Origin of the sequence: Magnetospirillum fulvum MGU-K5 (assembly GCF_000442515.1) — a bacterium.
Taxonomy (GTDB): domain Bacteria; phylum Pseudomonadota; class Alphaproteobacteria; order Rhodospirillales; family Magnetospirillaceae; genus Phaeospirillum; species Phaeospirillum fulvum_B.
The window spans coordinates 1-1,605 of record NZ_AQPH01000150.1; the positions used below are offsets into that span (position 1 = coordinate 1).

The 1,605-nt window shown below is 61.4% G+C and carries 2 pseudogenes; both read right to left on the bottom strand.

Annotated features, from left to right (window positions below):
- Positions 1 to 228: pseudogene (locus K678_RS17295) on the bottom strand (CpaF family protein); the annotation flags it as partial.
- Positions 216 to 1,605 (bottom strand): annotated as a pseudogene (locus K678_RS19250) (hypothetical protein); the annotation flags it as partial. The pseudogenes K678_RS19250 and K678_RS17295, both read right to left, overlap by 13 nt.

Below are 1,605 nucleotides of genomic sequence, written 5' to 3' on the forward strand. Positions count from 1 at the left end.
ATCGAAGCGCAGCCCGGCATGGTTGGCGAGCGAGCGGCAGATATCCTCGATCCGGGCCAGGGTCAGGTCCGGCGCGGGCAGGATCGTTTTGCCCACGCCCCGCCGATCGAGGATCACCTGGGCAGGCCGGGTGATCCTCATCTCGATGGTGGCCGGGTCGTCGTAGAACGAGGCCAGCGGCCGCAGGATGGTCGAGATCGCCGAGGCCATGGCGATCAGAACGGGCACGGGGGAACGAAGAGGGTTTGCTTGCGCTCCAGCGGGTTCCAATAATTATTTCTTGGATTTTGTTCGTCCGTTAATGTGTTTGTTGAAACCGGAACGCACCAGCCTATCCAAGTATCATTGGCAAATTTGCAAGTCTTTGCGACAACCGTTCCGCTTATAGAATTTACCCTGTTTATTTTTTGTACGTTCTGCATGGCCGCGCAGTATGTGATGCAGTTATTCCTTGACCAGCAATTGTCGGAATCATTGGCTGCGGCTTTCATGTTGTACCAACCCGTTTCCATCGGCCGGACCTCTTCGACCTGATCGATGCAGACATTGACCGGCCCCTGGGGCGTGCCCGCGCCGATCGGCTTTAAGTATTCGGTGCCGTCGGGACGCTTCCAGCGTTCGCTCCGCGCCGTCTGGGTCCAGGCGTTGCAGCCCTCGGTCGTCTTCGCTCCGGTGGGGGTATCGATCTCGCCCTGGGGCAGATAGGCCAGTTGCGCCGACCCGGGCAGGACCTGGGAGGCGACGACGACATAGGGCTTTCCGGCGACATCGATCGTCACCGTCGAGAGCGGATAGGCCCAGAGCTGGTCGTCATGGTTCTGGTAGCCGGTGATCGCCTGCTGGTGACGATAGGTGACCGCCGAACTCTGGCAGGCGGTGACGTATTCGCGGCTGCCATTGGGGCGGAGGTAATAGAACCGCTCCTGGCCGTAGCTCTGCCCGGCCTCGATGTCGTGGGTCCAGTTGGCCGGGTCGGTGCAGCCCTCACTGGTCGAGATGATCGCCTGCGCCGCGCTGTCGGGGGTGCAGTCGGTGATGAAGCGAGGGGCGCCGTCGATCGTGATCCGCTTGCGCGATTGCAAGGTGACGGTGCGGCGATCGAGATCGGTTACCGTCGGGCAGATGTACGCGCCCGAGGCATCGGCATAGACGGTTTCATGGGTGAAAATGCGGCCGGTGTCGGTGCAGGGCGCGGCCTGATAGGTGATGCCGTCCCGGATATAGGTCCACATCGACAGTTCGGCGCTGGTGCCGCCGGTGAAATCATGGCGCAGCGGGCAGGCCTCGATGCTCTCGCGCATCGGCAACGGGGCGGATTTGGTCGAAGGTCCGCAGCCCCGGACCTGGACCGGGACATTGTTGCGGTTGAGATAGACCAGCGCTACCTGGGGCACCGCCTGTTTGGCATTGAAATCGAGGAAGATTTTGCACTGGCTCTCGTCCTCGCTGATCGTGTAGGGCGTCGCCTCGTCCTTGGTGCAGTCGCTGACGGCGTGGGTTTCCCCCATCTCGTCGAGATAGGTCAGGCTGTATTGCGGCCAGGCTTTCAGCACGGTCAGATCGACGATGTCGATCGGGCACGAGCCATAGGATTTCTTCAACGGG